The sequence below is a fragment of the Streptomyces sp. NA02950 genome, assembly GCF_013364155.1.
In the GTDB taxonomy this organism is placed as follows: domain Bacteria; phylum Actinomycetota; class Actinomycetes; order Streptomycetales; family Streptomycetaceae; genus Streptomyces.
In genome coordinates, this window is record NZ_CP054916.1 from 4,671,114 (window position 1) to 4,694,178 (window position 23,065).

A 23,065-nucleotide genomic window follows, 5' to 3' on the forward strand; every position below is an offset into this window, starting at 1 on the left:
CGTCAAGGCCAGAAGTTATTTCCCACCCGGTGCCCCCGCCGTAGGGTGCGGGCATGACCGCACCGGACGCCACCGCCGAATGGGCGGACCTGCTGCCCGCCACCCGCCGTGCCCTGCTGCGACGCGTCGCCGTCGGTCAGAGCCAGGGCCGCGCCCCCTCGCTCGTGGGCGCAGTGATGAGGGAGGGACGGCTGGTGTGGTCGGGCGCGCGCAGCGGTGTGGACGGTCTCGCACCGGACGCCGGCACCCAGTACCGGATCGGCTCGCTCACCAAGGTCTTCGTGGCCGTGCTGGTGATGCGGCTGCGTGACGAGGGGCTGCTGGATCTCGCCGATCCGCTGGCCAAGCATCTGGAGGTGCCGGAGGCGGAGGGCGCGACCGTCGCCCAGCTTCTCTCCCACACCTCGGGTCTGGCCGCCGAGGCACGCGGTCCCTGGTGGGAGCGGACGCCGGGCACCCTGCGGCCCGAGACGGCGGACATCTTCGGCGACCGCCCGCTGGTCCACCCCGCCGGTCGCCGCCACCACTACTCCAACCCCGGTTTCGCGCTGCTCGGAGCGCTCGTCGAGCGGCTGCGCGGGGCGCCCTGGGGCGAGGTGCTGCGCGACGAGGTGCTGGAGCCGCTGGGGATGGCGCGTACGTCGCTGGAGCCGCGTTCCCCGTACGCCGGGGGCTGGGCCGTGCACCCCTGGGCGGATGTGCTGCTGCCCGAACCGGCCGAGGACACCGGGCGGATGGCCCCGGCCGGGCAGCTGTGGTCCACCGCCGCGGATCTGGCCCGCTTCGCCGCCTTCCTCCTCGACGGGGACGACCGGGTGCTCGGTGCCGGGACGCTGACCGAGATGCGGACGCCCGCCGTCGCGCCCGACAGCCGGGACTGGGACGGCGGTTACGGCCTCGGAGTGCAGCTCGCCCGGCGCGGCGGGCGGTTCCTGTACGGCCACGGCGGCTCCATGCCGGGCTTCCTGGCGACCCTGTGGGTGAGCGCGGAGGACCGGCTCGCCGGGATCGCGCTGGCCAACGCGACCGCCGGGCCCGCCGTCGGCGCCGTCGCCGCCGATCTGATCCGGATCGTGGCGGAGCACGAGCCCCGGATCCCCGAGCCCTGGCGGCCGCTGCCGGAGGCGGATCCGGCGCTGCTGGCGCTCACCGGGCCCTGGTACTGGGGTGCCACCCCCTATGTGCTGCGGCTGCGCGGCGACCGCGCGCTGGAGCTGTCCCCGGTCGGCGGGAAGGGCCGCGGGTCGCACTTCCGCGCCGAACCGGATGGCACCTGGACCGGACTCGACGGCTACTACGCGGGGGAGACGCTGCGCGTGGTGGCGGGAGAGGACGGCGGCCCGGCCCATCTCGACCTCGGCACCTTCGTGTTCACGCGGGAGCCGTACGCCCCGGACGGCGCGGTGCCCGGCGGTGTCGACCCGGACGGCTGGCGCACCCTCTGACCACGCTCCCCGCCCCAACTCAGCAGCCTGACCCTGCCGGTGGTACGCACGGCGGAGGGCTGGGTGGGCCGCGCGCCGCGCCGCAGGCTGGTTCCCCGACGGTGCCGCCTGGCCCGCCTCCCCCTCCCCTCGAAGGATCCGCCGTGCGCTTCTCCCCGCTCCGCCTCAGTACGTCCCTGCTCGCCCTCTCCGCCGTCGTGGCCGCCTCCGGCGTGGCCACCGCCCGGCCCGGCGGCCCAGCCGCCGACCGCGAGCGGCCGCGCACCGGCTGGTCGGCCGGATGGGCCGCCCCCGTCCAGCGCCCCAGCGCGGGCTTCGAACCCAACTGGGCCGAGACCGGTTTCGCCGACCAGACCGTGCGCCAGGTGGTCCGGGTCACCGACGGCGGTACCGCGGCCCGCATCAGGCTCTCCAACCGCTACGGCACCGCACCGCTGCGGATCGCGGGCGCGACCATCGCCCGCTCCGCGCACGGCGCCTCCGTCCGCACCGCGACCCTGCGCGGGCTCACCTTCGGCCACCGGCGTGCGGTGGAGATCCCGGCGGGCGGTGAGACGGTGAGCGACGCGGCGCCGCTGCGGCTGGCGCCGTTCGAGTCGGTCACGGTGACGCTGTACTTCCGGCGTCCGACCGGTCCGGCCACGTTCCACGCGCAGGCGTACGCCGGCAGCTACCGCGCCGACGGGGACCACCGCGACGACCGCACCGGAGCGGCCTTCACCGAGCGGACCCACTCCTGGTACTACCTGTCGGACGTCGAAGTAACCGGCGGCCGGGGCGCCGGGGAGAGGAACGGGGCGGCCCGCCGCGACACCGTGGTGGCCTTCGGCGACTCGATCACCGACGGCTTCGGTTCCGGCCATGACACCAACCACCGCTGGCCGGACCGGCTGGCCGAGCGCCTCGCCGCCGCGGGCACCCCGCGGCCCGTCCTCAACTCCGGTATCGGCGGCAATCTGCTGCGGCACGACTCGCGCTGGTACGGGGAGCGCGCGGGCGCCCGCTTCCAGCGCGATGTGCTGGACAAATCGGGCGTACGATCGGTGATCGTCCTCGAAGGGCTCAACGACATCGGCTTCAGCGAGGTGGACCTCCCCACCTACAAGCCGAACCCGCAGATCTCGGCGGACGAGGTGATCGCCTCGTACCGGGAGCTGATCGAGCGGGCCCACGCCCGCGGCATCAAGGTCATCGGTGGCACGATCCTGCCGTTCAAGGGCGCCGAGTACCACACCGCGCGCTCCGAGGCGAAGCGCGCGGCGATCAACGAGTGGATCCGCACCTCCGGCGCGTTCGACGCGGTCGTGGACTTCGCCGAGGTCATGGCCTCGCCGTCGGATCCGCTGGCGCTCGACCCGGCGTACGACTCGGGGGACGCCAAGCACCCCAACGACGCGGGCTACCGGCGGATGGCCGAGGCCGTCGACCTCGCCGCGCTCTGAACCCCCCCGAGCGCCGCTTACGACAGCGGCAGCTTGAAGCCGACGTGGCTGGCCTCGAAGCCGAGCCGCTCGTAGAAGCGGTGGGCGTCGATACGGGTGGCGTCCGAGGTGAGCTGCACCAGGACGCAGTCCTCGCGACGCGACTCCGCCACGGCCCACTCGATCAGCCGGGTGCCCAGGCCGCTGCCGCGCTCGTCGGCGTGGATCCGGACCGCTTCGATGATCGAGCGGGTGGCGCCGCGCCGCGACAGCCCGGGGATCACGGTCAGCTGGAGGGTGCCGACGGTCCGGCCGTCCCGGACCGCGACGACCAGCCGCTGGTTCGGATCCCGGTCCAGCCGCTCGAAGGCGGCGCGGTAGGGCGCGGGGTCGTCGGGTGACTCGCGCCGGGCGCCGAGCGGATCGTCGGCCAGCATCGCCACGATGTCGGGTATGTCCTCGGCGGTCGCGCGCCGGATCTCGAAGTCGCTCACGACCGTGAGCCTACGGCCCTGTCCCGCGCGGTCCTCTTCCGCGCGGTCCTCTTCCGCGCGGTCACCTTCCGCGCGGTCACCTTCCGCACCGGCCTCCGGCAGCCCGCCCGCCAGGACAGCAGCCCTAGGACGGAGCCGGGGTCCACAGCCCTTCGACGGCGGCGACCAGCGGTGCGAGTTCGGGGCGCCGGGCGGCGTCCTCGAGCGCCTCGCGGAGCGCGGTGTCGTTCGTCGGGCGCGCCTCGTCCAGCAGCTTCAGCCCCTCGGGACTGACGTTGGTGTAGATCCCGCGGCGGTCGGTCGGGCAGATGTAGCGGGAGAGCAGCCCGCGGTCCTCCAGCCGGGTCACCAGGCGGGTGGTGGCGCTCTGGCTGAGCACGACGGAGTCGGCGACCTGCTTCATCTGGAGATGGCCGCCCTCGCCGTCGTGCTGGCCGCTGAGCACGTTGAGCACGGAGAACTCGCGGACGCTCAGGCCGTGCCGGGCCTGGAGGGCGCGCTCGATATGCGCCTCGATCCGGCCGTGCAGGGAGGACAGGGCGCACCAGCCCTGGGCGAGGGCCTGCCCGGTGGCCGGGGTGGCGGTGGACGCCGGGGCGGTGGTGCCGTGCGGATCGTCCGGCATGGAACCCCTCTTTCGCTGGCTCGATGGCCCCGCTGGGCCGGTGGCTCGAGGGTGAGCCGGCTTCCAGGATAAGCCAGCGCTGAAAATGACCGCGTTTGCAATTATTGCCCGGCTACGGGGCGCTGCCGGACCGCACGCTCAGCGCCGGGCGGTGCGCAGCCGCCGTCCCCGCGCGGTGAGGCCCCACGGCTTGACCACCGAGATCGCGGTGAGGAAGACATAGACGCTCAGGCTCACGGACGGCGCCACGACCAGATCCGTGGCACCCCCGACCTCCCGGCCCGCCGCGACATCGGCCACGGCGGCGTTGATGCCCGGGCGCAGGGCGAAGGCGGTGGCACCGGTGGTCGCCAGCGTCAGCCAGAACTTGATCCAGACCCAGCGGTACCGGGCCAGCCCCCAGGGCGTGCCCAGGGACAGGACCACTCCGCTGACCAGGGCCAGCAGGCTGATGGGGATGAGGAGCCAGTCGCCGAGGACGTTCATCGACCGGTACGCCGCCCCGGCGGACTCGGCCGATCCGGCCGTGGCGCCGGTGATGCCCAGGGCCAGCAGCCCCAAGGACAGTCCCAGCCAGCCGACGGAGACCACAACATGGACGACGAGGAGGGTTCGGCGGACGGGGCGCTTGAGCTGCTGCATGCCCTCACGGTCGCGCGGCGCGGCGGATACGGCGTCTGACGGCGGGAGTATCCCCGGGTACTCCCGGCGGCGGTCCCGCGGCATCTGCCCCTACCCTCTGCTCCCATGACCAGACTGCATCTGTTCGATCTGGACGGGACGCTGATCCACGGTTCGGCCGCCGCCATCGAGATCTCCCGCCAGCTCGGTCTGGAGCGGGAGATCGGCGAGTTGGAACGGGCCTTCGCGGAGGGGCGGCTGAGCACCGCGCAGTTCGCGGAGCGGGCCGTCGCGCTGTGGGCGGAGCTGACGGAGGAGCAGGTGACGGCGGCCTTCGAGGGGGCGCCGTGGCTGACCGGGATACGTGAGGTGTGGGCGGACATCCGGGCGCGCGGCGAGCGGTGTGCGGTGATCTCGCTCTCGCCCGGCTTCTTCGTGGAACGGCTGCTGGAGTGGGGTGCGGACGCCACGCACGGTTCGGCGTGGCCGTCGGTGCCGTTCCGGGAGCCACTGGACCCGGCGGGCATCCTCACTCCGGCCGCGAAGGTGCGCATCGCGGATGAACTGTGCGCGAAGTTCCGATTGACCAGGGCCGACTGTGTGGCCTACGGCGATTCGATGTCGGACGCCGAGCTGTTCACCGTGGTTCCGCACTCGGTCGCGGTGAACGCCGACCATCATGTGAGCGATATCGCATCGTGCGCGTATACCGGACGTGATCTCTGGGGTGCTTACGAATTGACAGACAACCGACGGTAACTACAGGTATTACGTGAGTTGGCAGGTGTAATGGAGGCCCTACGTGGAGGGCTTGTGCATTTATCGCCGCCCGGTAGGGTCGAGTCCGGTTCCGCGCAGGACGCTGCGGCAGGACCGGCCGCAACCGGGCAACCCAGGCCAACCAGCCTAACGGGAACACAGTCCCTGTTTACTGGACTTCGGGCATGTTGCCGGTGTCGGGAACACGCGTGGCAAGCTGCTTGGACAGAGAGTTATGGAGCGGGACGTCAGGATCAATCTCACGTGAACCAGCGCGCCAGAGCGGTGAATTGCGGGCACTTTCCGTCTGCGGGAGTGCGAAGACCGACAGAAAGATGTTCGAGGCGAGGCAACCATGGACGCTCCGACCACCACGTCGTCGGCCGGTAACGACGGTTCCGGCGGAAACAGTGGCGAATGGGGTTGGTTCACCCCGAGCAGGAAGCCGGCCGAGGACCAGCCCCGCACCCCGGGCCGCGGCGCTCCGGACCAGGGCACACCGTCCCGGCCCGCTCCGGACCGGGAGGCCGAGGAGCGCCCGCCACGGCGGCCGGTGAGCCCGATACGCCCGGTCGGCACGGGGCCCGGACGCCGCCCCCAGCCCCCGGCGCCCCCCGCGGCCCCTTCCGCCCCGCCCGCCGAGCCCGGTCCGCCCGCCGACGCGGTCCCCGCGGCCCCGGCCGCCACTCGGCGCGAGGAGCACCAGCGCCCCGACGAGACGGCCGCCCCAGAGAACGTCCGCCCGGCCCCCGGCTCCGCCTTCACCGCGCCCGAGGGCGCCTCTCCCGACGCGATCCTGCTGCGCCGCACGATGGCCGAGATCGAGCCGGTGAGCGAGAAGGTCACCGCCTACTTCTACGCGCTGCTCTTCGTCCAGCACCCGGAGCTGCGGCCGCTGTTCCCCGCCGCCATGGACGCCCAGCGCGACCGGCTCTTCAGGGCCCTGCTGACCTCCGCCCAGCTCGTCGACGACGCCGATGTGCTCTCCGAGTACCTCGCCGGACTCGGCCGCGGACACCGTAAGTACGGCACCCAGCCCGAGCACTACCCGGCGGTCGGCGAGTGCCTGATCGGTGCGCTCACCCGCTACGCGGTGAATTCCTGGAGCGCGGAGACCGAGGCGGCGTGGGTGCGCGCCTACACCGCGATCTCCCAGATCATGATCGACGCGGCGGCGGAGGACGAGCGGAAGGCGCCGCCGTGGTGGGAGGCCGAAGTGGTCGACCATGAGCGGCGCACCTCCGACATCGCCGTGCTGACCGTCCGGCCGGACCAGCCGTACCCCTTTCTCGCGGGCCAGTACACCTCGGTGGAGACGCCGTGGTGGCCGCGGGTGTGGCGGCACTACTCGTTCGCCGCCGCGCCGCGCTCCGACGGACTGCTCTCCTTCCACATCAAGGCGGTTCCGGCCGGGTGGGTGTCGTCCGCGCTGGTGAACCGGGCCCGCCCCGGCGATGTGATCCGGCTCGGCCCGCCCACCGGGTCGATGACGGTGGACCACACCAGCGACAACGGGCTGCTCTGCCTCGGTGGCGGCACCGGGATCGCGCCGATCAAGGCGATGGTCGAGGACGTCGCCGAGCACGGCCGCCAGCGGACGGTCGAGGTCTTCTACGGCGCCCGCAACGATCGCGATCTCTACGACATCGACACCATGCTGCGGCTGTCGCAGACGCACCCCTGGCTCTCGGTCCGCCCGGTCGTCTCCGACGGACCGACCAACGGACTCAGCGGCAGACTCCCGGACGCCGTGCGGCAGTACGGCCCGTGGGGCGCGTTCGACGCGTATCTCTCCGGGCCGCCCGGGATGATCCGCAGCGGTGTCGACGCGTTGCGGGGCGTCGGCATCCCGCCCCACCGGATACGACACGACTCGCTCGAGGAACTGGTGGCGGCGGGAGGTTAGGAATCGGGCGGGACGGGCGGAACGGGCCGGAACGACGGCCGGGAACCCCACCAGCCAGATACCGGCAGCCGGCACTCAACGGTCAGGAATCCAAGGGTCAAGCGACGATCAACGGCGATCGGGAACGGGGACGAGGAACGGTGGACAGCGAGGAGCGCCCAGGCCGCACCGGACGTCCGGGCAGCGACGGTGAACACCTGTTGCAGGCGCGTCTGGGCACGGCCGACCGCGCCGACCGCTTCTACGACGAGCAGGTGCTCGACCACCTCAACGTCCGGATGCGGGAGTTCATCGGCCGTCAGGAGATGTTCTTCCTGGCCACCGCCGACCGGCACGGGGAGTGCGACAGCACCTTCCGGGCCGGGCCGCCCGGGTTCCTGCGGGTGATCGACGAGCGCACCGTGGCCTACCCCGAATACCGGGGGAACGGGGTGCTCGCCAGCCTCGGCAACATCGAGGAGAACCCGCACCTCGGCATCCTCATGATCGACTTCCTCCGGGACCGGATCGGCCTCCACGTCAACGGCCGGGCCCGGGTGGTGCGGGACACCGAGATGCGCGCGGACCACCCCGACCTGCCGGTCGACCCGGTGCCGGGGCGGCGGGCCGTGGTGTGGGTCGAGGTGACGGTGGAGGAGGCGTACATCCACTGCGCCAAGCACATCCCCCACCTCCAGAAGGTGCCCGCCCAGCGGCGCGGCGGCATCCGCGACCAAGGCCGCGACCCGGGCCGGGACCGGGACGGGGACCAGGGTGCCGACCCCGGTCAGGAGCGGGCCTGGGGCACGGATGACGTCAAACGCAAGGGCGGCGACTTCTTCGGTGCCGCGGCGGAGGCGCGCGAGGGACGCCGCAGCCCGGTGTCCTGGCCGGTCCGGCAGCGGGCGGCGGCGGACGGAGCTCCGGAGCCGTCGCGCCCCGAGGCATGGCGCGAGGAGGCCGAGCGGGTGCTCGCGGAGGCGCAGCAGCGGGCGGCGCACGCGGGCGGCCAGCAGCCGTTCGGCGGGTGGTTCCGCTAGCGGCAGGGGCGGCCGCGGGCGTACGGACTCAGCCGAGGTCGTCGGCGAGCAGTGCCAGCACCCCTTCGATGTTGGCGTCGAGATAGGCGCGCAGCGACGGCGGCACCACCTCGACCGAGGCGATGCCGTCGCGGGTGAAGGGGATGCGCACCACCTCGTACTCCCCGCGGGGCTCGTCCACTTCCGGGCCGTGCCGCCGCGACAGGTCCATCGAGGCCAGCCGGCAGACGAAGAAGTGCTGCACCTTCACGCCCTCCGGGCCCTCCTCGCCCTCACCGGGGTAGGGGACGGTGTCGACGAACGCGGGCACCACATCCGTCACCTTCGCGCCCAGCTCCTCGTCCACCTCGCGGTGCAGGGCGTCGACGACGGTGGTGTCCTCGGGCTCCACACCGCCGCCGGGAGTGATCCAGTACGGCGCCCGACCGGGCTTGGTCCGCTTGATCAGAACCATTCGGGGGTCGATGTCGCCGTCGAGGAGGATGGCACGGGCGGTGCGCTTGACCACGGGTCGTTCGGTCATGCAGGACATCTGCCGCAGCTGTCCTTCGATGAAACCAGGTACTCACCAGTCGACAGCGGAGCGCAGCAGCCACTCGTACGCCTTGGCGATGTGCGGCAGCGCGAGCGCCCCGGTCCGTACCGCCAGGAAATAGGTGCGCAGCGGGGGCACCGGCGGGTTGAGCAGCGCCACGACCTCACCGGTGTCCAGCGCGTCCATGCACAGATAGCGGGGCAGGACGCCGAGCCCGGCGCCGCGCGCGACACAGGTGAGCACGGCCCGCAGATCGGGTGCGATGATCGTGCCGGAGGTGACCGGCCGGGTGTCGAAGACGGTCGACCAGTAGCGGGTGACCAGGGGCAGGCTCTCGTGCACCTCGACCACCGGCAGCGCCTCCAGCGCACCGGCGCCCTTGACCTGGATCACGGCGGGACCGCCGAGCCGGGCGGCCCAGCGCGGGGACGCGATCAGCACATGCTCCTCGTCGCACAGCGGCGCGGCCTCCAGCAGCCGCCCGCGCGGCCGGGAGGTGGCGATGGCCAGATCGTGGTGGCCGGCGCTGAGCCCCTCGAACAACTCCTCGGTGCTGCCGAAGGCACACCGCACGGCGAGCCCCTGGGCGACGAGCGCGGTGAGCGCGGGCAGGGCGCGCAGCGCGGTGAACTCCGGTGGTCCCGCGAGGTGCAGGGTGCGCAGGGGAGAGGTGTCGTCGAGGCCCGCCTCGGTGATCTCCAGGAGCGCGTCGAGATGCGGGGCGACCTTGTGGGCCAGCTCGTCGCCGACGGTGGTGGGGACGACGCCGCGCGCGGTACGCAGGAAGAGCGGGCGGCCGAGCTGTCTCTCCAGGGTGCGGATCTGGCCGGTGACGGCGGGCTGGGAGAGCCCGAGCAGTCCGGCGGCACGGGTGAACGACCCGGCCCGGTGCACCATGACGAATGTGCGTAAGAGGGCCAGATCCATGCGTTCCCCTCGCCTCGACGCACCTCCGCCGTATGACAACTATAAATATGCCGATAGGTCCATGTCGCTACTGTGATTGGACACTGACGCTGAGTCAACTAGCCTTAATCGAGCGGTTCTCCATGCGGAGCACCGGGGCGTCTCAAGCCACGAGGGGGGAGGCTTGAGACGCCCGCACAGGCGTACCCATCGTCTTTCAGCCACTCACCGGGGTGCGGGCCCCGTCGAGCGCGCGCAGCACATCGGTGATCAGATCGGCCGGGTCCTCCACGCCCACCGAGAAGCGGATGAAGCCCTCCGGAACCGCGTCGCCGCCCCACCGCCCCCGTCGCTCCGCCGTGGAGCGCACCCCGCCGAAGCTGGTCGCGTCGTCCACCAGCCGCAGCCCGGACAGAAAGCGCTCCGCGTGCGCCTTGTCCGGGAGGGAGAAGGAGACCACACAGCCGAAGCGCCCGCCGCGCATCTGCGCCGCCGCCACCCGGTGCGCCGGGTCGTCCGGCAGTCCGGGGTGGCGCAGTCCGGTGATCTCGGGGCGGCCGCCCAGCGCCTCGGCGAGGGCGAGGGCCGTCGCGGCCTGCCGGTCCACCCGCAGCTGGAGGGTGGCCAGCGAGCGGTGCGCGAGCCATGCCTCCATGGGGCCCGGGATCGCGCCGACCGTCTTGCGCCACGCGCGCACCGAGGCGGCGATCTCCGGGTCGCGGCAGGTGACGTAGCCGAGCAGCACATCGCCGTGACCGGTGAGTGCCTTGGTGCCGCTGGCGACGGAGAAGTCCGCGCCGAGCTCCAGGGGGCGCTGGCCGAGCGGGGTGGCGAGGGTGTTGTCGACGGCCACCAGCGCGCCGTGCGCATGGGCGGCGTCGGCGAGGCGGCGGATGTCGCAGACGTCCAGGCCCGGGTTGGACGGGGTCTCCAGCCACAGCAGCTTCACGCTGTCGTCCAGGGCGGCCAGCTGGGCGTCGTTCCCGGTGGGCGCGGTGCGCACCGCGATGCCGTAGCCCTCCAGTCGCTCGATGAGCGCGGGCAGCAGCTGATAACCGTCGGACGGCAGGACGGCCGTGTCGCCCTGGCGCAGCCGGGACAGCAGGACGGCCGAGATCGCGCCCATGCCGGAGGCGAAGGCGACCGACTCGGCTCCGGAGCCCGGGGACTCCAGCTCGGTGATCGCCCCCTCCAGCGCGGTCCAGGTGGGGTTGGCGTCCCGGCCGTAGGTGTACGGGCCGGTGGCGTCGCCGGGCAGGTGGTAGTGGGCCGCGAAGACCGGGCCCGGCAGCGCCGGCTCGTACGCCTCGGCCTCGGGCAGCCCGGCGCGTACGGCGCGGGTGCCGTCGCTGGTCATACGGTCTCCTTCCCGGCGGCGGGCTCGGCGCCCGGCCCGCCGGTCGTGTTCGGCTCGGCGGCTGTCTCCGTGGCTGCCTGCGCGGCACTCTCCGCGGTGGTCTCCGCGGCGGCGAGGGCCTCGGTGACCGCCTCCAGCAGTCCGCCGCTCGCGGCCTCGACCATTTCCATGCACTCCTCGAAGTCGTCCGTCCCGCCGAAGTAGGGGTCCGGTACATCGAGCCCGCCCGGGGCCTCCGGATCCGCGTCCGGGTCGTAGCCGCGCAGCAGCCGCACCTTGGCGGCGTCGCGCGGGGTCGGGGCCAGGGCGCGCAGCTCATGCAGGTGGCCGTTGTCCAGGGCGATCACCAGGTCGAGGCGGTGGAACCACTCGGCCCGGAACTGCCGCGCGATGTGATCCTGCTCATACCCGTGGGCGGTGAGTGCCGCGACGGTGCGGTGGTCGGCCCCGTCGCCCTCGTGCCAAGCGCCGGTGCCGGCGCTGTCCACCTCGACCCGGCCGTCGAGCCCGGCCTCCCGGGCATGGGCGCGGAAGACGGATTCGGCCATCGGCGAGCGGCATATGTTGCCGGTGCAGACAAAGCAGACACGATAGGGCGGCGCAACTCTCATGCCTCCCATCATCCTCGGCCGTGATCAGTCGTCGTCGGGCAGCACCATGTGGAGCGCCCAGGCGACTATGGAAATGATCAGGCCACCGAGTACGGCGGTGCCGAAGCCTTCGACATGGAAGGTCAGATCCAGTTTTCCGGCCACCCAGGAGGTCAGCAGCAGCATCAGGGCGTTGATCACCAGGGTGATCAGCCCGAGGGTCAGGATGAACAGCGGGAACGCCAGCACCTTGACGATCGGCTTCACCACCACGTTCACCACGCCGAACACCAGGGCGACGAGGATGAGCGTGATCGTCTTGCGGCCGGTGTTGTCACCGGTGAGCGTGATGTCCTTGAGCAGCCAGATGGCGACGCCGAGGGCACCGGCGTTCGCGAGTGTCTTGACGAGAAAATTCTTCATGGTTGAGATCGTCGCAGACAGGCCCCGCAACAGTCAGGGGCCCGGCAGGCAGGGGTGGAGAGACAGATGAAGGCGTTCCGGCTGGATGAGCTGGAGGCGGAGCGGGCCGCGAACGACGGTGCGTATCTGCAGTTCCTGCGGGAGCGGAACATGTCCGTGGGGCTGTACGCGCTGGAAGCGGGCCAGAGCGATCCGCAGTCGCCGCACGCCCAGGACGAGGTCTACCTCGTGCTGAGCGGCCGGGCGTCGATCACGGTGGGGATGGAGACGACCCAGGTGGCGCGCGGCAGCGTGGTCTATGTACCGGCGGGGGTGGCCCACAAGTTCCACCACATCACCGAGGACCTGCGGGTCATGGTGGTGTTCTCTCCGCCTGAGAGCTGAGGCGCGGGCCCGGGGTCCCGTAGGGGTCTGCTCAGGGGAGGACGGGGGACGCGGACGCTCCGCGGGCTTCCGTCCCGCCCTAGCATCGAGGACAGGGCAAACCCGGCCGACGGCGACCGGACCGAGGACCGGCCGGGCTCATGAGGAAAGCAGGGATCAGCGTGACCACGAAGGGCGTATTCCAGGGCTTGCCGTGGTGGGTGACCTGGATCGCGATACCGGTTCTCGTCCTGGCCGTGTTCGGCGGCCTGATCATCACCGTGGTCGGTTTCGTCGTCGAGCTCGTCTTCAAGCTGCTGCTGCTGGTGGCGCTGGTCGCCGGTCTGATCTACCTGGTGCGGAAGTTCAGCTCCTCCTCGTCCTCCCGCGGCGACTGGTGAGCCGCCGCGGGTGAGTTCGCGCGGGTACGCCGCGCGAGGGACACCGCGGGGCGGACACCGGCCACGTGGCACCCCTCCCGTTAGAGTGCGAGTCCTCGGCGTTCTTCACTCGGCGTCTGCCTCGCAACACACCCCGGGGGTGCCTGTTGACGACAGCGAACATCGATACGGCCGGTGAGCCGGCCCCGAACTCCCGCGCTCCGGCCCGGTGTCGCCCGGACCGGCGTGACAAGCGCGATCGCCCGCCCGCGCCGCTCCGGCGGACCGCCTCCGCGGGTCCGCGCTCTTCCTCCGCCATGGCAACACTGGCCATTTCCGTTCCCTCACATGAGGCAAACCGACTCCGCCCCGCAATCGAGTCGCTACGCTCCAGAGTCGGCCAAGCCTTCAACTCCCTGCCGATCGGCTCACACCTGGCCACTCGCAAACAACTCGGGGCGGCGAACGATGCGTGACATGCGTGACACAGTCCAGGCGGAAGTGACGATGACCTTCCTGGTCTCGCAGGACCTCTCCTTCCGGATCCCGGTGGAGCTGTCCTATGACAGCGGCGATCCGTACGCGGTGGAGATCACCTTCCATCTGCCCGGTGACGCCCCTGTGAGCTGGGCGTTCGCCCGTGAACTGCTGCTGGACGGGCTGAGCGGACCCACCGGCGAGGGCGATGTGCGGATCGCGCCCGCCGCGCCCGAGGGCCTCTCGGACGTCTTCATCCGACTCCAAGTGGGCAGTGAGCGGGCCCTGTTCCGGGCCGGAGCCGCTCCGCTGGTGGCCTTCCTGGACCGTACGGACCGGCTGGTCCCGTTCGGCGAGGAGCCCAAGGCCTGCGATCCGGTCGGTGACCTCGACGCGGAGCTGGACCGCATCCTCGCCGAGGACCGGTACGCGGGATAGCGGGGCGGCGGCCCGGTGCGCCCCGTAGGTTCGGATACGCCAGATATGCCCGTTTGGTAGGGGGAGTTCCTGTGCCCCGAGGCTCAACGCGTCCGCGCCCGGCGGCGCTTTCCGCGCCCGCCCCGGCCGCCGCGCGGCCCCGGCTGGCCCGGCACCTCCGCCCGGTCCGCCCCGGTCGCCCGGTCCGCCCGGCCCGCGAGACCTCCGCGCGGCGCCGAGCCCAGCGGTGTGCGGTCCGCGGAGACCACGAGCACGGCCAGCGCCGTGGTCACCGGCACCGAGGCGACGAGCCCGATGCTGCCCACGAGCGTCCGTACGATCTCCTCCGCGACGATCTCGCTCGTCGCCACCGTCCCCACACCGCTGTCCGCGATCGAGAACAGCAGCAGCAGCGGAAGCGACGCGCCCGCGTAGGCCAGCACCAGCGTGTTGACGACGGACGCGATGTGGTCCCGCCCGATACGCATCGCCGCCGCGTAGAGCTTCCGCCGGCCGGCCGTGGGGTCCGCGTCCCTCAGCTCCCACACCGCCGAGGTCTGGGTGACCGTCACATCGTCCAGCACCCCGAGCGAGCCGATGATGACGCCCGCCAGCAGCAGTCCCCTTATCTCGATGTCCGGATAGAGGCCGTGCACCAGACCGGTCTGGTCGTCGGTGTTGCCGGTCAGACTCGCCCAGCCGATGAACACCGAACCCAGCACGCCGATCAGCAGCAGGGAGACCAGGGTGCCGAGGACGGCCACGGATGTCCGGGCCGTCAGCCCGTGGCACATATACAGCGCGAGCAGCATGATCGCGCTGCCCCCGATGACCGCGACCACCAGCGGATTGGAGCCCTGGAGGATCGCCGGGAGGATGAACAGCGTCAGCACTCCGAAGCTGATGGCCAGCGCCACCAGCGCGAAGACCCCGCGCAGCCGTCCGACCGCCACCACGGCGAGGGCGAAGAGCCCGGCGAGCAGTGCCATCGGCATCGACCGGTCGACGTCGGAGACGGAGTACTGGAGGTTCTTTGGCGCCTTGGGCGCGTACGCCAGCTTCAGTTCCTGTCCGGCGCTGAGCTTCCGTGAGGCGTTGGGCTGGATGATTTCGGGGAATTGGCGGCCTTTGTCCTTGCCCGAGGTGACCTCGACGGTGGCCCTCTCACAGCGGCCCTTCCCGCCTCCCGCGCCGCCGCCGCTCCCGTTCCGCGCCGCGCCGCCCTGCCCCGGTTCGCTGGGCTGCTGCGGCTGGGCGCCCACGTCCGCGCAGTTGACCTCCTCGACCTTCACCACCCGTCCGGAGACGGTCTGTTGATCGAAGCCGAGTCCGCTGCGCTGCGCCGCCGAGTGGTCGGGAGTGCCGCCCGGCCAGAGCACGATCAGCCCGGCGGTCACGGCCACGGCGAAGGGGATGAGCACCGCCGCGATGACCTTGCGGAGGCGGGCGGAGACGGGGGTGGCCGGGCCGTGGCCGTGCCCATGACCGTGGCCGTGGCCAGTGCCGTGTGCATGGCCGTGGCTGTCGTGACGGCTGTCGTGACGGCCGTCGTCGTGGTGCTCGTGGGCGGGCGGCGGTCCGGGCGTGCTGTCCCGTCCGGCCGGGGGGTGCTGAGGCGTGGAGGTCACGCCTGCATCATCGCAAGTCGCCGGGAGAGGAACGGCCCCCCTGTTCAGTTCCGCCGGAGAACCGTTAGCGTGGGGGCACCTTTGCAAACGCGGGAGCTCGGAGCACCGGGCTGAGAGGGCGCTGACGCGACAGCTGCGCCGACCGCTGAACCTGTTACCGGGTAATGCCGGCGTAGGGAGTGGGTCTCATGACTCAGCAGGATGCACGCATGCGCGAGAACGCCACCGACATCGGGTGGCACAAGGGATATGTCACGGGTTCCCGCCCGGACATCCAGGTCCCGGTCCGCCGGGTGCACCTCACCAATGGCCGCGATGTGACGCTCTACGACACCTCCGGCCCGTACACCGACCCCCAGATCGACACCGACGTCCGCCGCGGGCTGGCCCCGCTGCGGCAGAACTGGATCGTCGCCCGCGGCGACACCGAGGAGTACCCGGGACGTCCGGTCCGCCCCGAGGACGACGGGCTCAAACACACCTCGCCCCGGGGCGGGTTGCGCAATCTCGACGCGGTCTTCCCCGGCCGTCCGCGCCAGCCGCGCCGCGGCCGGGACGGTGCCCCGGTCACCCAACTCGCCTACGCCCGGCGGGGCGAGATCACGGCCGAGATGGAATACGTGGCGGTGCGCGAGAACGTCTCCCCCGAGGTGGTCCGGGAGGAGATCGCGGCGGGCCGGGCCGTCCTGCCCGCCAACGTCAACCACCCGGAGATCGAGCCGATGATCATCGGTAAGCGATTCCTGGTGAAGGTCAACGCCAACATCGGCAACTCCGCCGTCACCTCCTCCATCGAGGAGGAGGTCGAGAAGATGACCTGGGCGACCCGCTGGGGCGCCGACACGGTCATGGACCTGTCCACCGGCCGCAATATCCACACCACCCGTGAGTGGGTGCTGCGCAACTCCCCCGTCCCCATCGGCACCGTGCCGCTCTACCAGGCCCTGGAGAAGGTCGACGGCAAGGCCGAGGAGCTGACCTGGGAGATCTACAAGGACACGGTCATCGAGCAGGCCGAGCAGGGCGTCGACTACATGACGGTGCACGCGGGCGTCCGGCTGCCCTACGTACCGCTGACCGCCCGCCGCAAGACCGGCATCGTCTCGCGCGGCGGCTCGATCATGGCGGCGTGGTGTCTGGCCCACCACAAGGAGAGCTTCCTCTACACGCACTTCGAGGAGCTCTGCGAGATCCTCGCGGCCTATGACGTCACCTACTCGCTGGGCGACGGACTGCGTCCGGGGTCGATCGCGGACGCCAACGACGAGGCGCAGTTCGCCGAGTTGCGCACCCTCGGTGAGCTCAACCGGATCGCCAAGGAGCACGGCGTCCAGACCATGATCGAAGGCCCGGGCCATGTCCCGATGCACAAGATCAAGGAGAATGTCGACCTCCAGCAGGAGATCTGCGAGGAGGCGCCCTTCTACACCCTGGGCCCGCTCACCACGGACATCGCCCCCGCCTACGACCACATCACCTCGGGCATCGGCGCGGCGATGATCGCCTGGTGGGGCACGGCGATGCTCTGCTACGTCACCCCCAAGGAGCATCTGGGCCTGCCGGACCGCGACGACGTCAAGACCGGCGTGATCACCTACAAGATCGCCGCGCACGCCGCCGATCTGGCCAAGGGCCACCCGGGCGCCCAGGAGTGGGACGACGCACTGTCCGACGCACGGTTCGAGTTCCGCTGGGAGGACCAGTTCAACCTGGCCCTCGACCCGGACACCGCGCGCTCCTTCCACGACGAGACGCTCCCGGCCGAACCCGCGAAAACGGCCCACTTCTGCTCGATGTGCGGACCGAAGTTCTGCTCGATGAAGATCAGCAGGGACATCTCCGAGCGCTTCGGGACGGACGGCGGCTCCAGCGAGGAGATCGAGGCGGGGATGCTCCAGAAGTCCCGTGAGTTCGCCGAAGCGGGCAACCGCGTCTATCTGCCGATCGCGGACTGACCCCGGCGGCCCCGCCGAGCGGCCCCGATCAGGGCCGGGGCCGCTCGGCGGTGGGCTTCCGGGTCAGGAGGGTGCGGCGGGGGCCGTGCCGAAGGGGATGTCGAGGGCGTAGCGCCAGTAGCCGTCGGGGCCGCGGCGGGCGACATCGGTCGCGGTGCCCTCGATACGGACCTCGCTGCCGTCGGCCGCGGTGCCCTCCACGGTCCAGTCCATGATCAGGAGGGCGAGGTCGCCGACGGTGTAGGTGTGGCGGGGGGTGACCCGGATCGGCACCCGCAGCCGCAGGAACTCCTCGCTGGCGCGCAGCCGTTCGGCCCCGGTGAGCATACGGCCCGGCTCGGGGACAAAACCCGCGTCCGGTTCGTAGACCTGGTCGAGGGCCTCGGGGTCGAAGGTGTTGAAGGCTTCGGCGAAGGCATGGGGATGACCGGCGGCCTCGGTCGCCAGCCGCACACGGGGGGAATGTGTCATATGGTCAGCCTAGCCGCCGCCGACGTGGGTCACCAAGGAGAAAGCCATTCCGCCGACGGGTACGACGGCGACGACGGCGACGACGGCGACGACGGGGACGACTGGGACGGCGACCTGGTGCCGAGCTCGTCCGGCCGCACCCGCCGGCCCGAGCCGGACTGCCCGGTCGAGGCCGCGCTCGCGGCGATTTCGGGGCGCTGGACGACCCTGCTGCTCCGCGAGCTGATGGGCGGGCCGCGCGGCTTCACCGAGCTGCGGGCCCTGCTGCCGGAGCTGTCCGCCAAGGTGCTCAGCGACCGACTCCGCGCCCTGCGGGAACGCGGTCTGGTGGCGGTGGAGCGACAGCGCGGCTTCCCGGTGCGCACCCGCTGGGCGCTGACCGAGGCGGGCCGGGCGCTGCGCCCCCTGCTGATCGAGCTGTACGCCACGGGGGAGACCCTGCTGCGGCTGGCCTCCGCCGCCGCACCGCCGCCGTCCGGTCCTCCGCCGGTCAGGCGGTCGCCAGCCGGTTGACCACCGCCTCGGCCACCGCCCGTGCGCTGCCCGGGTTCTGACCGGTGATCAGCCGTTCGTCCTCGACCACATAGGTGTCGAACGGCTCCGCGGCCGTGCTGTAGTCGGCGCCGAGCTTCTTCAACTCCTCCTGGAGGCTGTACGGGACGGCGTCGGCCCGCTGCGCCAGCTCCTCCTCCGGCCAGGAGAAGCCGGTCACCCGCCGTCCCTTGACCAGGGGTTCCCCATCGCTCAGCACCACATTGAGCAGCCCGGTCGCACCGTGGCAGACGGTCGAGACCACCCGGCCGGTCTCGTAGAACCGCGCCATCAGGTCCTCCAGGTCCTGGCTCTGCGGGAAGTCGAACATGACCCCGTGGCCGCCGGTGAGGTAGATGGCGTCGTAGTCCTCCAGGTCCACCTGGGAGATCTTCTTGGTGTCCTCGAGCTGATCCATGTACGCCCGGTCCGCATAGTGCTTGCCGGTGCCCAGTTCGTTCAGCGCCTCATGGGAAAGGCTCTCCGGGTCGATCGGAACCTTCCCGCCGGACGGGCTCGCGATGTCCATGCTGTAGCCGCCCCGCTCGGCGACGTCCCAGAAATGGGTCAGCTCCCCGAGCCACAGCCCCGTCCGCATCCCGGTCTTCTCGTATTCGTCGACATTGGTGACGACGACCAGGATCTTCTTCGTCGCAGGCATCCCATCGCCCCTCTTGCCGATGTCATCGATCGAGGTGCACCTTTTGGTCAATTCGAGCCTAGACCGGGCGGATTCGGGCGGCAACGCGGCCGGGTGGCCGGTGCGGTGGGACGGGGTCATGCTGGAACCGTGTCCGCATCCGGCCCGCCCCCTCAGCCGGGCCGGAGCCCGCCCGAGGGGGCCAGGGCCATCGGAGGGCCTTGGAAGTGAGGTCCGTCGAGCCCGCCTAGTCGGGCTGGTGCTCCGGGCCGCCGTAGTCCGGGCTGCTGTAGTCCGGGCTGCTGTAGCGCGGGCGGGCCTTGGGCCCCTCGTCGTCCGTACTGAAACCGGGGCGGCTGTACCCCAGGTGCGGGGTCCGGCCGACCGCCTCCGACCTGCTGGGGACGTAGGCCCCGGAGGCCGGTGCGGGGGCCGACGGATTCGCCAGCGCCTCGCTCAGGAACGGCAGCACACCACGCTCCATCAGGGCCCGTCGCCACACCTCCTTCGCCCGGTCCATCTCCTCCATCTGCTCACTGCGCGCCCCGCCCCTTATCGCGCTGGAGCCGTTGCGCAGCGCGGTCAGCAGCAGACCGACGGCGGCGATCAGCATGGCCGCCGCGGCGAGCGCGGCGAAGAACCAGCCCGCGGTGACCATGGGGTGGGCGATGGAGGGTTCGGGGTCCAGCACGCTCAGCACATAGCCGACGAGCAGAAAGATGATCGCGGCCGTCCCGGCGAGCACCGGGGCCAGCACGGCGAGCATGGCCACCAGCCCCGCCCCCGCGGCGTCCTGCACGGCCCCGGCGAGGCCCACCGGACCCTCCTCATCCGCCGCCGTCCCCACTCCTCCGGAAAGCGGAAGGGGCGGGGCGGGCTCGCGCAGCCGGGCGCGCGCCTCCACGAAGTCCTGGTACTCCGGCGCGGCGCACGCCGCGATGGCGGTCGAGGCGCTGAGCGCCATCGTGCGCAGCTGGTCGGCGGTCAGCCGTCCCGTGCCGGTGAGGTCCGGATGAAGGTCCGCGGTACGCAGCGCCTCGTCGAGAACGCGCTCGAACTCCGGGCGGTCCTCGGTCAGCAGGTGCGGAGCGCTTGTCATGGTGCATCCCCCGATACTCCGTAAGGCCTTGAAGCCCGGCTTTCACCGGGCAGTCGGGCGGAAACGGAGGAGAGCCTGCGACGGATAAGCCGATGGTAGAGCCGATCCGGCGCGGGGTGACAGCAAGTTTCGCGAATTGCTCCCGCGCCGGTGAAACTCTCTACCTGCCCACGAAAGCGTTCGCTGAACCCTCAGTCGTCCAGCGGAAGTTGCACAACCAGCAGTTTTCCGGCCATTGTGACGCCGCCGTCCATGGCCACGGCGAGCTGGTCGGCATAGACGTGCGGCCCTTCGACGACGGGTGCGCCGCCGTCCTCGTCGTCCTCCGAGCCGACCTCGCCGAGCAGATACGGAATCGGACTGTGGCCGTGGACGATGCGCTGCCCGCCGTAGGCGTCGAGCAGTTCGCGGACGGCCGTCGGACCGGCGTCCTCGTCCCGGAACGCGAACCGCTTGGTGAACTTGCGGAACAGGTCCCAGCACTCGTCGGCGTCACTGCGCTGGAGCGTCTCGGTCACGGTGTCGTTGACCGCCTCGATCGAGTCGCCGTACTCCAGATAGGCGGTGGTGTCGGAGTGGACGAGCAGATGGCCGTCCTCCTCGGCCATCGCGTCCAGCCGGGACATCCACTGGAGGTGGTGGTCCTCCAGCCGCTCCATGTCGCTGCGCTGGCCGCCGTTGAGCAGCCAGGCGGCCTGGAAGGAGGCGGTGCCCGCACCGGAGTTGACGGGGGTGTCCCCGAACCGTTTGGCCCCGATCAGCAGCAGCTCGTGATTGCCCATCAGCGCCTTGCAGTAGCCCCCGGCGGCGGCGGCCTCGGCGGAGAGCTGCATGACGAGGTCGATGACCCCGATGCCGTCCGGGCCGCGGTCGGTGAAGTCACCGAGGAACCACAGCCGGGTGTTGCCCGCGGACCAGTTGCCCTTGGCGTCGATCAGGCCCTCGGCGGCGAGTGCCTCGCGCAGCTCGTCGTAGTAGCCGTGGACATCGCCCACGACGTACAGCGGGCCGGGCCCCCCGCCCTCGGCGAGCGGCCCCTCCTCGGGCTCGGGCACCGGGGTGAACGCCACGGTCGGACGGTCCTGCGGGGGGACCAGCGGGGTGTCCGGGACGGTGTGGCCCGGGCCCATGACGGGCAGCCGCTCGGTCGGCGTGTACTCGCGCGGCGGCGCCTGGGCGGGCGGCGTGGGCGGAGTGGGCGCGGGCGCCGGGGAGACGGGCGCGGAGGGTGCCCCGGGCGCCGGTGACGCGCTCCGCGGCACGCGCGCCTGCGCCACGGGCACCGATGGCGGGGACGCGGGCGGCGATGGCACGGGCGCCTGGGCCCCGGGCGTGGACGTCCCGTACGCGGGCACGGGCGGGATCGCCGCCGTGGTCCCTGCCGTGGCTTCCAGACCGGCCCCCTGAGTCATCGACCCCTCCACCATCGCGCCGCCGTGCCACCTTGTGGACCTTGCCTGGTCGACGGCGGTCCGCGGTGTCGTCCGCCCATCATAGGAATGACCGTGAGGGCTTGTGACGCACCAGGGGGCTGTCAATCGGTGCTCGATCCTGCTTGGACGGACTTTTATCCCGGATTGGCCCGGTAGGGGAAGTCCATCGGCCCCAGGTCCTGCTCGGGTCATCCTTGAGTCGCTCTCAGGTCAGCCTCCGGCGCGGCTGCGCGGTGCGCTGACCGTCGTACGCGGGGGACGGCGCTGTGACGACCTCCGCACCATCAATTCCGTGGGTATGACCTGTTCCAGGGGGTGGTCGGTGCCGACCCCCTCGATGGCGTCGATCAGCAACTGTACGGCCGCGGTGCCGATCCGGCGCGGTTTGAGTGAGAGGGTCGTGACGGGCGGCTCGGTGGTCCGGTAGACCGCCGATTCACTGCAGCACACCAGCAGCAGGTCCTCGGGGACGCGGAGTCCGTAGCGGCGGGCGGCGGCGAGCAGATCGGTGCCGTTGGGGTCGAAGAGGCCGTAGACCGCGTCGGGACGGTCGGGGCGGGCGAGCAGCCGGTCGGCGGCCACGGCCCCGGCACAGGGGTCGTGCGCGGGGTACTCCTCGTAGACCGGGTCCTGTCCCACGCGCTCGCACCAGTCCAGGTAGGCGGTGGTGGAGAGCCGGGTGTAGGTGTCGGTGGAGGTCCCGGTGAGCAGCCCGATCCGGCGCGCCCCGGCCTCCGCGAGATGGTCGAGCAGGCCGAGTACGGCGGCCTCGTGATCGTTGTCGACCCAGGCGGTGACGGGGAGGGTGCCGGCCGGGCGGCCGTCGCTGACCACGGGGATGCCCTGGCGGAGCAGCTCGGTGACGACGGGATCGTGGTCGGAGGGGTCGATCACCACCGTGCCGTCGAGGGCCACGTTGGACCACACGTCGTGACGGGAGGTGGCGGGGAGGATGACAAGGGCGTAGCCGCGGGCGAGCGCGGCGGAGGTGGCGGCCCGTGCCATCTCGGCGAAGTAGGCGAATTCGGTGAAGGTGAAAGGTTCATCCCCGTACGTGGTCACGGTCAGGCCGATGAGGCCGGACTTGCCCGTGCGGAGGGTGCGGGCCGCGGCGGACGGGCGGTAGCCCAGCCGCTCGGCGACCTCGCGGACATGGCGGCGGGTGGCGTCCGGGAGCCGGCCCTTGCCGTTGAGCGCGTCGGAGACGGTCGTGATGGAGACCCCGGCGGCGGCGGCCACGTCCCGGATGCCCGCCCGCCCTAACCGGCGGCCGGTCGACCGGCTCACCTGGTGCTTCCCTGCTGCTGTCATGGCCAGCCGATAGTAGGGCGCGCGCGGGGAGTCTGCGCGAATTCGCCATCGGTATTCGGAAGGCACGTTTCTGCATGAGCGCTTTCCTCAATCCCCTTGGAAGTGAAGCCAGTTGGGGGATTCGGAGGAGTTCTAATCGCCTCTGGCATATCCACGCCTGCTGATTGGTCCATGTCTCGAAGAGGTCTCAACTCACCTTCACGGGTGACGCGCGCCACGGCGCTCGCCACCGGCGCGCATGAAAAAGCGGGGCGCTCCC

At 71.5% G+C, this 23,065-nt stretch carries 24 protein-coding genes and 1 riboswitch; of the genes, 10 read left to right on the forward strand and 14 right to left on the reverse strand.

The window, feature by feature from the left end:
• Window positions 1–53 precede the first annotated feature (53 nt).
• Together HUT19_RS20355 and HUT19_RS20360 are read left to right on the forward strand one after the other, a co-directional pair.
• Window positions 54–1,445 carry a serine hydrolase gene (locus HUT19_RS20355; RefSeq protein WP_176181840.1) on the forward strand — a complete coding sequence of 464 codons (1,392 nt, stop codon included), beginning with the start codon at window positions 54–56 and terminating at the stop codon, window positions 1,443–1,445.
• 143 nt (window positions 1,446–1,588) lie between these two features.
• Entirely contained in the window at window positions 1,589–2,887 is a 1,299-nt protein-coding gene (locus HUT19_RS20360) for an SGNH/GDSL hydrolase family protein (protein ID WP_176181841.1), read from the forward strand.
• A gap of 17 nt (window positions 2,888–2,904) precedes the next feature.
• Here HUT19_RS20360 and HUT19_RS20365 read toward each other — a convergent pair whose 3' ends face one another.
• The 3 genes from HUT19_RS20365 to HUT19_RS20375 all read right to left on the reverse strand — a co-directional run bounded on the left by HUT19_RS20365 (window position 2,905) and on the right by HUT19_RS20375 (window position 4,627).
• On the reverse strand, window positions 2,905–3,360 hold the full coding sequence (locus HUT19_RS20365) for a GNAT family N-acetyltransferase (protein WP_176181842.1): 456 nt from the start codon (window positions 3,358–3,360) through the stop codon (window positions 2,905–2,907).
• Between the two features lie 124 nt (window positions 3,361–3,484).
• On the reverse strand, window positions 3,485–3,985 hold the full coding sequence (locus tag HUT19_RS20370; RefSeq protein WP_176181843.1) for a MarR family winged helix-turn-helix transcriptional regulator: 501 nt from the start codon (window positions 3,983–3,985) through the stop codon (window positions 3,485–3,487).
• 138 nt (window positions 3,986–4,123) lie between these two features.
• Entirely contained in the window at window positions 4,124–4,627 is a 504-nt protein-coding gene (locus tag HUT19_RS20375; protein WP_176181844.1) for a DUF2269 domain-containing protein, read from the reverse strand.
• 105 nt (window positions 4,628–4,732) lie between these two features.
• Here HUT19_RS20375 and HUT19_RS20380 point away from each other — a divergent pair, with 105 nt between their 5' ends.
• The 3 genes from HUT19_RS20380 to HUT19_RS20390 all read left to right on the forward strand — a co-directional run bounded on the left by HUT19_RS20380 (window position 4,733) and on the right by HUT19_RS20390 (window position 8,290).
• Window positions 4,733–5,365 (forward strand): HAD family phosphatase, encoded by a 633-nt coding sequence (locus HUT19_RS20380; RefSeq protein WP_176181845.1) that lies wholly within the window; start codon window positions 4,733–4,735, stop codon window positions 5,363–5,365.
• Window positions 5,366–5,720: 355 nt separating this feature from the next.
• Window positions 5,721–7,271: a globin domain-containing protein gene (locus HUT19_RS20385; protein ID WP_176181846.1), complete on the forward strand. Its 1,551-nt coding sequence runs from the start codon at window positions 5,721–5,723 to the stop codon at window positions 7,269–7,271.
• Between the two features lie 200 nt (window positions 7,272–7,471).
• Window positions 7,472–8,290, forward strand: a complete 819-nt coding sequence (locus HUT19_RS20390; protein WP_176187093.1) for a pyridoxamine 5'-phosphate oxidase family protein — start codon at window positions 7,472–7,474, stop codon at window positions 8,288–8,290.
• A gap of 28 nt (window positions 8,291–8,318) precedes the next feature.
• Here the strand turns inward: HUT19_RS20390 and HUT19_RS20395 are convergent, their stop codons facing one another.
• From HUT19_RS20395 to HUT19_RS20415, 5 genes are all read right to left on the reverse strand, one after another.
• The gene (locus HUT19_RS20395) at window positions 8,319–8,813 is read right to left on the reverse strand and encodes an NUDIX domain-containing protein (RefSeq protein WP_176181847.1); all 495 of its coding nucleotides are present in this window, start codon (window positions 8,811–8,813) and stop codon (window positions 8,319–8,321) included.
• 42 nt (window positions 8,814–8,855) lie between these two features.
• Window positions 8,856–9,752, reverse strand: coding sequence for a LysR family transcriptional regulator (locus HUT19_RS20400; RefSeq protein ID WP_176181848.1), 897 nt, complete (start codon window positions 9,750–9,752; stop codon window positions 8,856–8,858).
• 196 nt (window positions 9,753–9,948) lie between these two features.
• Window positions 9,949–11,088: a cystathionine gamma-lyase gene (locus HUT19_RS20405; RefSeq protein WP_176181849.1), complete on the reverse strand. Its 1,140-nt coding sequence runs from the start codon at window positions 11,086–11,088 to the stop codon at window positions 9,949–9,951.
• Window positions 11,085–11,699 (reverse strand): low molecular weight protein-tyrosine-phosphatase, encoded by a 615-nt coding sequence (locus HUT19_RS20410; RefSeq protein WP_176181850.1) that lies wholly within the window; start codon window positions 11,697–11,699, stop codon window positions 11,085–11,087. The genes HUT19_RS20405 and HUT19_RS20410 overlap by 4 nt, the downstream gene beginning before the upstream one ends.
• A gap of 24 nt (window positions 11,700–11,723) precedes the next feature.
• A complete protein-coding gene (locus HUT19_RS20415) occupies window positions 11,724–12,101 on the reverse strand; it encodes a phage holin family protein (RefSeq protein WP_176181851.1) in 378 nt (125 codons plus the stop codon).
• Between the two features lie 66 nt (window positions 12,102–12,167).
• Here HUT19_RS20415 and HUT19_RS20420 point away from each other — a divergent pair, with 66 nt between their 5' ends.
• The 3 genes from HUT19_RS20420 (at window position 12,168) to HUT19_RS20430 (ending at window position 13,759) form a co-directional block, all read left to right on the forward strand.
• Window positions 12,168–12,485 carry a cupin domain-containing protein gene (locus HUT19_RS20420; protein WP_176181852.1) on the forward strand — a complete coding sequence of 106 codons (318 nt, stop codon included), beginning with the start codon at window positions 12,168–12,170 and terminating at the stop codon, window positions 12,483–12,485.
• Between the two features lie 140 nt (window positions 12,486–12,625).
• Entirely contained in the window at window positions 12,626–12,865 is a 240-nt protein-coding gene (locus HUT19_RS20425; RefSeq protein ID WP_176181853.1) for a DUF5326 family protein, read from the forward strand.
• 456 nt (window positions 12,866–13,321) lie between these two features.
• Entirely contained in the window at window positions 13,322–13,759 is a 438-nt protein-coding gene (locus tag HUT19_RS20430) for an SsgA family sporulation/cell division regulator (RefSeq protein WP_176181854.1), read from the forward strand.
• Window positions 13,760–13,842: 83 nt separating this feature from the next.
• Here HUT19_RS20430 and HUT19_RS20435 read toward each other — a convergent pair whose 3' ends face one another.
• Window positions 13,843–15,366, reverse strand: a complete 1,524-nt coding sequence (locus tag HUT19_RS20435) for a YibE/F family protein (RefSeq protein ID WP_176181855.1) — start codon at window positions 15,364–15,366, stop codon at window positions 13,843–13,845.
• A 79-nt stretch (window positions 15,367–15,445) separates the two neighbouring features.
• Window positions 15,446–15,562, forward strand: a riboswitch (TPP riboswitch).
• On the opposite strand from HUT19_RS20435, the gene thiC reads away from it, so the two are divergent.
• Entirely contained in the window at window positions 15,555–17,321 is a 1,767-nt protein-coding gene (thiC, locus tag HUT19_RS20440; protein WP_176181856.1) for a phosphomethylpyrimidine synthase ThiC, read from the forward strand. (Overlaps the previous riboswitch by 8 nt.)
• Window positions 17,322–17,384: 63 nt before the next feature.
• Here the strand turns inward: thiC and HUT19_RS20445 are convergent, their stop codons facing one another.
• On the reverse strand, window positions 17,385–17,792 hold the full coding sequence (locus tag HUT19_RS20445) for a DUF4440 domain-containing protein (RefSeq protein WP_176181857.1): 408 nt from the start codon (window positions 17,790–17,792) through the stop codon (window positions 17,385–17,387).
• On the opposite strand from HUT19_RS20445, the gene HUT19_RS20450 reads away from it, so the two are divergent.
• Window positions 17,793–18,305 (forward strand): helix-turn-helix domain-containing protein, encoded by a 513-nt coding sequence (locus HUT19_RS20450; RefSeq protein WP_176181858.1) that lies wholly within the window; start codon window positions 17,793–17,795, stop codon window positions 18,303–18,305.
• On the opposite strand, the gene HUT19_RS20455 is transcribed toward HUT19_RS20450, so the two are convergent.
• From HUT19_RS20455 to HUT19_RS20470, 4 genes are all read right to left on the reverse strand, one after another.
• A complete protein-coding gene (locus tag HUT19_RS20455) occupies window positions 18,283–18,984 on the reverse strand; it encodes a type 1 glutamine amidotransferase domain-containing protein (RefSeq protein WP_176181859.1) in 702 nt (233 codons plus the stop codon). The genes HUT19_RS20450 and HUT19_RS20455 overlap by 23 nt on opposite strands.
• 226 nt (window positions 18,985–19,210) lie before the next feature.
• On the reverse strand, window positions 19,211–20,062 hold the full coding sequence (locus HUT19_RS20460; RefSeq protein ID WP_176181860.1) for a hypothetical protein: 852 nt from the start codon (window positions 20,060–20,062) through the stop codon (window positions 19,211–19,213).
• A gap of 191 nt (window positions 20,063–20,253) precedes the next feature.
• On the reverse strand, window positions 20,254–21,489 hold the full coding sequence (locus HUT19_RS20465; protein WP_254885672.1) for a metallophosphoesterase: 1,236 nt from the start codon (window positions 21,487–21,489) through the stop codon (window positions 20,254–20,256).
• A 216-nt stretch (window positions 21,490–21,705) separates the two neighbouring features.
• Entirely contained in the window at window positions 21,706–22,806 is a 1,101-nt protein-coding gene (locus HUT19_RS20470) for a LacI family DNA-binding transcriptional regulator (RefSeq protein WP_176181862.1), read from the reverse strand.
• Window positions 22,807–23,065 lie beyond the last annotated feature (259 nt).

Bases quoted from the DNA above. Each gene is read 5' to 3' on its own strand.
- HUT19_RS20455 (WP_176181859.1), bottom strand. From the start codon at position 18,984: ATGCCTGCGACGAAGAAGATCCTGGTCGTCGTCACCAATGTCGACGAA.
- HUT19_RS20425 (WP_176181853.1), top strand. From the start codon at position 12,626: ATGAGGAAAGCAGGGATCAGCGTGACCACGAAGGGCGTATTCCAGGGC.
- HUT19_RS20415 (WP_176181851.1), bottom strand. From the start codon at position 12,101: ATGAAGAATTTTCTCGTCAAGACACTCGCGAACGCCGGTGCCCTCGGC.
- HUT19_RS20395 (WP_176181847.1), bottom strand. From the start codon at position 8,813: ATGACCGAACGACCCGTGGTCAAGCGCACCGCCCGTGCCATCCTCCTC.
- HUT19_RS20460 (WP_176181860.1), bottom strand. From the start codon at position 20,062: ATGACAAGCGCTCCGCACCTGCTGACCGAGGACCGCCCGGAGTTCGAG.
- HUT19_RS20410 (WP_176181850.1), bottom strand. From the start codon at position 11,699: ATGAGAGTTGCGCCGCCCTATCGTGTCTGCTTTGTCTGCACCGGCAAC.
- HUT19_RS20380 (WP_176181845.1), top strand. From the start codon at position 4,733: ATGACCAGACTGCATCTGTTCGATCTGGACGGGACGCTGATCCACGGT.
- HUT19_RS20465 (WP_254885672.1), bottom strand. From the start codon at position 21,489: ATGGTGGAGGGGTCGATGACTCAGGGGGCCGGTCTGGAAGCCACGGCA.
- thiC (WP_176181856.1), top strand. From the start codon at position 15,555: ATGACTCAGCAGGATGCACGCATGCGCGAGAACGCCACCGACATCGGG.
- HUT19_RS20400 (WP_176181848.1), bottom strand. From the start codon at position 9,752: ATGGATCTGGCCCTCTTACGCACATTCGTCATGGTGCACCGGGCCGGG.
- HUT19_RS20375 (WP_176181844.1), bottom strand. From the start codon at position 4,627: ATGCAGCAGCTCAAGCGCCCCGTCCGCCGAACCCTCCTCGTCGTCCAT.
- HUT19_RS20370 (WP_176181843.1), bottom strand. From the start codon at position 3,985: ATGCCGGACGATCCGCACGGCACCACCGCCCCGGCGTCCACCGCCACC.
- HUT19_RS20450 (WP_176181858.1), top strand. From the start codon at position 17,793: ATGGTCAGCCTAGCCGCCGCCGACGTGGGTCACCAAGGAGAAAGCCAT.
- HUT19_RS20470 (WP_176181862.1), bottom strand. From the start codon at position 22,806: ATGACAGCAGCAGGGAAGCACCAGGTGAGCCGGTCGACCGGCCGCCGG.
- HUT19_RS20355 (WP_176181840.1), top strand. From the start codon at position 54: ATGACCGCACCGGACGCCACCGCCGAATGGGCGGACCTGCTGCCCGCC.
- HUT19_RS20430 (WP_176181854.1), top strand. From the start codon at position 13,322: ATGCGTGACACAGTCCAGGCGGAAGTGACGATGACCTTCCTGGTCTCG.
- HUT19_RS20405 (WP_176181849.1), bottom strand. From the start codon at position 11,088: ATGACCAGCGACGGCACCCGCGCCGTACGCGCCGGGCTGCCCGAGGCC.
- HUT19_RS20445 (WP_176181857.1), bottom strand. From the start codon at position 17,792: ATGACACATTCCCCCCGTGTGCGGCTGGCGACCGAGGCCGCCGGTCAT.
- HUT19_RS20385 (WP_176181846.1), top strand. From the start codon at position 5,721: ATGGACGCTCCGACCACCACGTCGTCGGCCGGTAACGACGGTTCCGGC.
- HUT19_RS20420 (WP_176181852.1), top strand. From the start codon at position 12,168: ATGAAGGCGTTCCGGCTGGATGAGCTGGAGGCGGAGCGGGCCGCGAAC.